Below are 7,249 nucleotides of genomic sequence, written 5' to 3' on the forward strand. Positions count from 1 at the left end.
TCATCGACACGGCGTCAGTCTCCCACACGATGGCCTGATTCTGGATCTGAAATCCAAACCCCGGGGGCAACGCGCAGAGGTTCGTTTTGATGGGGAGCAGCAATCGCCGTTGTCCGTCGTCGGGGTCCTGTGTGACGAGCCAGACCGAGCGAGCTGCTTTCGCAAACACACGGGTTGTCGGCATCCAGGCCCCTCGCTTGCCAATCCCGACTCGGGCGGGTTGAGCGATCAGCAGAATGGCGACATTGCACCGCTGTGCCAGATCCGCCAGCTTGGACGCCATCACCCGGACCCGGTCTTCATGCTGGCTGTCGATGTGATCCAGGTAACAATTGATCGGATCGATGACGATCAGTTGGACAGGCTGGTTCGCTTCCCGGTTCCCTCGCAAACAGCACTCGAGCATCTCGATCGAGAGATCTTCATCCAGCCTCGGTCGCTCGTACGACGAAGGTGCCAGTGGGTCGACGTCAAAATTCTGGACGACACTGACGCGTTCGATGACAGCTCCCGCAGCATCCAGTCGTGGACGGATCGTGCTGCAAAGATCATCCTCACCCGCAAACAGGATCACATCGCCCGGCAGCCCGCGGGGATCTTCGGCCAGCCCTTGTCGCCCTTGTGTCGCTCGCGCAATGGTATCCATCGCGACCAGACTTTTCCCGATTCCCGGCTCGCCAATCAGCAGCGTCAGTTTCCCAAGCGGGACCACGCCCTCCCAAACCCACTCCAGCGGTCGCGACTCAACCCCACTCATCACTTCCAGCAGCATCGCCCCAGCCCCCCCCCCACCTGCTCAACGCGGATTCCCTTGTGAATCGCTCATGATGGCTTCAGAGACTACGCTCATTGCGACATCGTGTCAACATCTTTTTTTGTCGTACATTAATCACACGATTGGACGATCGAAAAACATGGGACAGGCAGATCACGAATTACGAGTTCCTCACCGGTTCCGCGACCGCCCTGGTCTCAGCGGAGAAGAGCTGAAACCGGCAGGATGCCGGCTCCACATTGCAAAGGCGTTCCCAAGCACCATTGATCCGCAGATTGCGCTGATTTTCGCAGAGGTTTCTCGTGTCCTTGGAATCTGCGTCGCTCTGCGTCATCGGCGGATCGATCACTTTTTCCCCGGACGCCACACGAAGATTCCAGTTTGATCGTTGGCAGGGATGTCCAAAAGTGGACGCGGCGCCCCGCCACTTTTCGGTGGTGCCTTTTCTGTGCCCGCCTGCAGCGAAGAGGTCAGAAAATCCTGAAACTGGCAGGATGCCGGTTCCACAGGGGTCACTGAGGCGATGTCAAAATTTCGCTGACATCCTCTTCCGAATACGAAAAAATCGGGCGTATTTCGACCTCGGCGCCGTCCTCAAGGGGACAGCGTTTCGCCCAATCGATGGCCTCGTCGATCGATTGTACTTCCCAGATCGAGTATCCCGCGACGATTTCCTTTGTTTCCGCGAACGGCCCCTGCATCACGTGCCGATCCTTGCCGGAATAGCGAATTCGCACCCCTTTTGCACTCGGCATCAGGCCTTCGCCAGCCAGCACAATCCCCGCCTTAATCAGTTCCTCGTTAAACTGTTCCATCGCCTCCCACGCCTGCGGAGAGGGCATCGCCCCCGCTTCGGTATCTTTGCTCGCCTTCCCCAATACCATGACGCGCATGATGCATTTCCCTGTGACACCCGTTTACACTCAAGGTCGTACTCGGCCGAACGTCACCGTGCCGATCTCCTCACACCATGGTCGAACGAACAGTCGGAAGATCGACAAGACGAATGAAAATTTCAGACGGACAGAAAGCGGGGCAGGTGTCAAAGGCTGTTGGGCCGAAGGATTCGACGGACCCACAGTCGCAGAGATTTGAGGAGGAAAAGCCACTTCAACACCTTCCGCCACTTTGACCTTCCTGATGGCGGCTGACACATCCGTTTGAAAGCGGGGTCAGAAAATCCTGAAACCGGCAGGATGCCGGTTCCACTTTGCGACGGCGTTCCGAGGCACGATTGATCCGCAGATTGCGCTGATTTTCGCAGAGGTTTCTCTTGCCCTTGGAATCTGCGTCGCTCTGTGTCATCGGCGGATCAATCACTCACTTACGTAACACAACCTGCTGTCACTCCCACGGACTCAAATGCGCTTCAATTCATGAAAAAACATTGATGTATCGTTGAACCCGATGTTGTCGAGTGCATACAAAGAAGGACTTCAAGGGGCTCGACTTCGACCAGGTTTCTCTAACGAAAGCACCGCTGATGTCCATGATCACAGGTTCGATTCGCATGCTGGTTCTGGGGGTGGCCCTGATGGCCTTGCCTCTTCAGGCCTCCGAATACAACTGGAAGGCCGGTACCGCAAAGGCGGTCATCACCCCTTCCAAGCCCTTGTGGATGGCAGGGTATGGCGGGCGGACGGCCCCCGCCGAAGGAAAGCTTCACGACCTCTACATCCGGGTCCTGGCCGTGGAAGATGCTCAGGGACACCGGGGGATTGTGCTTTCGAGCGATACGCTCGGCATTCCTCAGTCGATCTACGACGAAGTCAGTAAACAGCTGAAGACGCAGTATGGACTGGATCAGTCTCAATTCATGCTGAACGCCTCGCACACGCATTGTGGGCCAGTGCTGAAAGGGGCGTTACTGGATATTTATCCGGTCAGTGATCAGCAGATGGCCGACATCAATGAATATTCCGACTGGCTGGTCACCGAGATCGTTTCCACCATTGGCAAAGCGATTGCCGATCTGGAACCCGCGACCTTGTCGCGCGGCGTCGGCTCGACCGACATTGGCGTTAACCGTCGCACCAACCGCGAGCCCGACGTTCCCTCGCTGCGAGAGCAAAACCTGCTGCTCGGCCCCGTGGACCATACGGTCCCGGTGCTCGCCGTCAAACGGGCGGATGGCTCGCTGAAAGCGGTGGTGTTTATCTATGCCTGCCACAACACCACGCTCTCATTCCAGCAGTGGTGCGGTGACTACGCCGGTTTCGCTCAGTACGCACTCGAAGAAAAGCACCCGGGAGTGACGGCCCTGTTCACGATGGGTTGCGGTGCAGATCAAAACCCGCTTCCGCGCCGCACCGTGGAGTTGTGTCAGGAATACGGTAACCGACTCGCAAACGCGGTCGAGGCGGTCCTGAAGAATTCCCTGGAACCGGTCAAATCGTCGCTGGCGACTCGACATGCGATGGTCCCCCTGGCGATGAATGCTCTCCCCGCAGTCGACCGCCTCGAGAAAATGGCTGCCGAACCGGTCAGCTATACCCAGCGCTGGGCCACTCGTGTCCTTAAGGGACTTCAGTCCGGCACCATTCAGCTCACGGAGTATCCTTATCCTGTCCAGGCATGGAAACTCGGTGACGATCAGCTTTGGGTGACTCTGGGTGGGGAAGTGGTGGTGGATTATTCGCTGCGGATCAAAGCCGAGTTTGGTGAGCAGACGTGGGTTACGGCCTACTCCAACGATGTCATGGCGTACATTCCTTCGCGCCGGGTTCTGCTGGAAGGGGGCTATGAAGGTCAAAGCTCGATGATGGTGTATGGACTGCCGACCGATCGGTGGGCCGAAGATGTCGAAGAACGAGTCTTTGCCGGCCTGAAGAAGGTCGTCAACTCGCTGAAGAAATGACTGCTCTCCGAGATTCCTTCCGGGATTGAACGACTGCAATCCCGAAAACAGACATCTCTCGAATGGAAAGTCGACGAGGCGGTTTCGAAAGGTTTGGCCAACAGAGGATGTAGGCAGCTCGAACTTTTGCTTCACACCCGGGTCAATGATCGCCCGAGTGTGAAGTGGAAGTACGTCGCGTCGTCGTGTCGATCGAAAAGAGAATTGCGGGGACAGCTCCAATGACTGCGATTGGCCAGAAGCTGCGTTCAGTTGTTCCACCTTCCAACGACGTTGCCAAGTCGATGACATACCCGAGCAGAGGCGCCAGAATCAGAGTCGCCAGCGAAGCGGCCTGCGATTCAATCGACAGAAGCGTTGCACCGACGCTTGGGTCGGAATGAGCGTCAAATCGACTGATCAGGATCGGTCGCCACACATTTTGTGCGCAGGCGAGCAGAATGAAAATCGGGATCACGATTGAAGAGGTCTTGAAATAGAGCGCCGGCAAGAGGGCGACGTAACCCAGCGCGACGATTTGCCAGACGCGATACGAGGCACGTTCGTCACTTCCACACCATTGGGAAAGGCTGTGTGCGTGTCGGGAAGAGGCGCTCGCCAACAGATGCAGCACAAAATAAACCAGACCGACCAGCAGCGCGGACCGTTGCTTGTCGCCAAGTTCCAGAAACAATGGCGAGGACAGGGCAGCCACTTTCAGCACCGGTTGCAGATAGTCCTTCACAGCCTCGTACACTCCCTGAAAACCGATCGTTTCCCAAGTCAGTCGGCGCAACATCGGATGGTTCAGGGATTCGCGGGACACCTGATACATATGCCGTAGCACTGCCGTCAGAGAGAGTTTTTGCCTGGGCACCGCGTCAAGATATGCCGGGTAGGTCGCCAGATTGATGAGGTTCAAGACATACGGGATGATCGCAAAACCGATAATCAGGCGATAGTTGGACGTCATAAAAACGAGTGCGGCCCCGATCAGCACCGATACCGCAGACCCCATCTTCGACCAGGAGCGCGTATACCCGTAGATCCTGGTACGCTCATTCTCACGCCCTTGTGCACGTAGCCAATCGAGAATCATCGCCTTATGGATGCCACCCCGAAAAGCGTCGGCGCTTCCCACCAAGGCCACTCCAACCAGAAGCTGCCAATAGGCTGTGCCTGTCGCCAGAATCAGGAACGACAGGATGTAGATCACAAACGAGGCAACCATGCAGCGGCGGCGACCGTACAAATCAGCAGCCGCCCCCGTGGGAATCTCAAGCAGGTTGGAGACAGCCGCTCCCACCCCCATCGCGACTCCGATCTCGAAAAAGTTCAGCTCCTGTTCCAGAAAGAACAGAATGAGGAACGGCTCAAAATAGGTCTGGTTTTTGAGGAATCCGTACAGAGAAAAACGAAACAGCATCACGGACGGGCGATCGGAAGAAAACACAGTTGCACGCTTCCAGGCGGACGGAACTTGGGAGACGAATGGTTGTAGTCGGGGCAAGCAAGTCAGGCGTCATGCCGGGTGTCACTGAATTGGCCCTCATTCTCAGAGATGGCTTACTCAAATCGTGGTCCTGCGAGAAGCGACGGTTATCATCGAATGGCAGATCGTCGAATGATACCGAGAGGAGTGGTAGAATTCGAAACGAACTGGCTTCACCGGCCCGATGGAGACCGATCCTTACCGGGACCGCTTGCGCTCCCCTCGAATCACTTCGAGCAGCAAATGATCACCCCTGTGCGGGCGGAAACAGAACCAGGCACACGATGCAAGCGTTGAGAGAGCGCGAGGAAGTTGACGAATGGCTACTGTCGATGGGCAACGCAAGAACGAGGTGGTCGTTCGCATGAAGGAATTCCCGTGTACGGGTAACGACCTGCGCGGAGAGACACCACTCTTTGCTGCTGGTCTTCAGTTCGCCCGGAAGACATCAGGCCAAGTGGCAAGAGCGTTTCTTGATTCGCTCCCCGACGAGTGGAAAGCCGGGCACCTCGTCATCGATTCGACGCTCGTCTGGCTCCCCTCCGGATTTCGACAGGGGCAGATGCTCTGGTGCCATGAACCGTTTCCTGGAAGAACGGATGGCGTACCAGGAGAGTCGAACCTTAATCGCAATGCAGAGCATATTGCATGCTGCTTCGGTAAAACTCACATTGAGTTTCTGGAGGGAGCTGTTGCAGCGGCAGAATGCGACAGTGGACCGCTGGGAATGGATGAGATCCGACTTCGGCATACGCGACTTGAAGCAGCGATCGGTGATCAGCGGCTGACAATCCATCAGGTCCCGGCCAACACGATGTACCGCTACCGCTGGGGTTCATTTCATCGGCACGCCGTGGCAAAGACGAGCGGTTTTCATTTCTGGATCCGCGCCACGCGTGGCGATAATCGTCCCCTTGTCAATGGCATCCGCAACGCGACGAACTTGTGAGAGGTGCTATGATTTTTCAGTCTCGATTTGAAACCATTGCGTTGGCTCCGGAGGTGCCACAGCAAATCATCGCTGAAGAACGCAATCTTTATCAGGCCTCTCGTGAAACCGCGTTGCGGCTCGGCGGCCCTGCGACGAAATCTTTCGTCGAACTGTTGCCCCAATCGTGGCGCGACGATCCGCATTTGACGATTCGATCCAAGCTCGCCTGGCTTCGCAAAGGCTGGTACCCCCTGCATCAATTGCTAGGCTGGCATTCCGATATGGTTCCCGGTCGTCCCGATGGGAGTGGCCCCGATTATCAGAATTGCGATCAACGTGTTCGCAAACTGGAAACGATCATTTGCGTCTTTGGCGATGTCTCACTGACGGAATACGTCACGGGCGAGGTCGACCTGCCGGACTATCCGTCAGGCCATCCGCAGCAGGTGCTTTACAATCTGGCAATCGAACGAATGATCGCTGAGGGTGAAGTTGTTCGCAGCCAATTGCGGCCGGGCGAACTCGTCAAAATGGGATTCGGCTCGTTTCATCGGGACGCGCCCGCACATGCAGAAGGTTGGCGCTTGATGCTGCGAGCAGTACGCCGTCCGGAAGAACCAGAGTCCGTCGACGAGAACCTGTGGATGCAGATGAATAACTACTATCGCCCCGAGCAGACACAAGAGGTCATGGCGTACCAGCCGTATGCGCCACCGAAAGCATATTGATCTTTGGCGTCTCTTGTACCAATTTGATTTGAGCAAAAAATCGCCACGCGCGGTGGTGTCAAAGGATGATCGAAACGGCTGACTTTTCGAAGTCAGCACGTCCACACCATGTCGATTTCAGAATCGAGCCCCGGGATCTCTCACGAGATTCGTTCCCGCTCCTGAAACATAAATCGAAGGAACGCCTGAGCCATCACGGCTGACGATTGCCTCGACATCGTAGACTTCGGCCATCATTTCAGCGGTCAGAACTTCGGCAGGAGTTCCCATCGCATATACCTCCCCCACTTTTAATACTGCGATCCAGTCTGCATAGCGGGCCGCCAGATTCAGATCGTGCATGGAAATGACGGTGACCAGGCTTCGCGATTTCGTGATCTGTCGGATCAGGGAACTGACTTCGAATTGCCGACGAAGATCGAGATTCGATGTGGGTTCATCGAGCAGCAGGATCGCGGGCTTACGAATCAAGGCTTGTGCGATGGCA

General features: G+C 56.3%; 6 protein-coding genes and 1 pseudogene. 3 read left to right on the forward strand and 4 right to left on the reverse strand.

What is annotated here, in order from left to right:
* Together VGE80_RS08225 and VGE80_RS08230 are read right to left on the reverse strand one after the other, a co-directional pair.
* Positions 1-772 (reverse strand): AAA family ATPase (locus VGE80_RS08225; protein ID WP_440592310.1); only part of this gene is annotated, 772 nt, incomplete at its 3' end.
* A 515-nt stretch (positions 773-1,287) separates the two neighbouring features.
* The gene (locus VGE80_RS08230; protein WP_440592311.1) at positions 1,288-1,668 is read right to left on the reverse strand and encodes a YciI family protein; all 381 of its coding nucleotides are present in this window, start codon (positions 1,666-1,668) and stop codon (positions 1,288-1,290) included.
* A 524-nt stretch (positions 1,669-2,192) separates the two neighbouring features.
* On the opposite strand from VGE80_RS08230, the gene VGE80_RS08235 reads away from it, so the two are divergent.
* Positions 2,193-3,632 (forward strand): neutral/alkaline non-lysosomal ceramidase N-terminal domain-containing protein, encoded by a 1,440-nt coding sequence (locus VGE80_RS08235; protein ID WP_440592312.1) that lies wholly within the window; start codon positions 2,193-2,195, stop codon positions 3,630-3,632.
* 142 nt (positions 3,633-3,774) lie between these two features.
* Here VGE80_RS08235 and VGE80_RS08240 read toward each other — a convergent pair whose 3' ends face one another.
* On the reverse strand, positions 3,775-5,064 hold the full coding sequence (locus tag VGE80_RS08240; RefSeq protein ID WP_440592313.1) for an MFS transporter: 1,290 nt from the start codon (positions 5,062-5,064) through the stop codon (positions 3,775-3,777).
* A gap of 358 nt (positions 5,065-5,422) precedes the next feature.
* Between VGE80_RS08240 and VGE80_RS08245 the strand changes: the two genes are divergently transcribed.
* Positions 5,423-6,052 (forward strand): hypothetical protein, encoded by a 630-nt coding sequence (locus VGE80_RS08245; protein ID WP_440592314.1) that lies wholly within the window; start codon positions 5,423-5,425, stop codon positions 6,050-6,052.
* Positions 6,053-6,060: 8 nt separating this feature from the next.
* Complete coding sequence (locus VGE80_RS08250) at positions 6,061-6,762, forward strand: hypothetical protein (RefSeq protein ID WP_440592315.1); 702 nt, start codon at positions 6,061-6,063, stop codon at positions 6,760-6,762.
* A 117-nt stretch (positions 6,763-6,879) separates the two neighbouring features.
* Here the strand turns inward: VGE80_RS08250 and VGE80_RS08255 are convergent.
* Positions 6,880-7,249, reverse strand: a pseudogene (locus VGE80_RS08255) (ABC transporter ATP-binding protein); the annotation flags it as partial.

Origin of the sequence: Schlesneria sp. (genome assembly GCF_036405755.1) — a bacterium.
Lineage (GTDB): Bacteria > Planctomycetota > Planctomycetia > Planctomycetales > Planctomycetaceae > Schlesneria > Schlesneria sphaerica.

Excerpts from the sequence above, each read along its gene's own strand:
- VGE80_RS08230 (WP_440592311.1), bottom strand. The coding sequence starts at position 1,668 with ATGCGCGTCATGGTATTGGGGAAGGCGAGCAAAGATACCGAAGCGGGG.
- VGE80_RS08245 (WP_440592314.1), top strand. The coding sequence starts at position 5,423 with ATGGCTACTGTCGATGGGCAACGCAAGAACGAGGTGGTCGTTCGCATG.
- VGE80_RS08250 (WP_440592315.1), top strand. The coding sequence starts at position 6,061 with ATGATTTTTCAGTCTCGATTTGAAACCATTGCGTTGGCTCCGGAGGTG.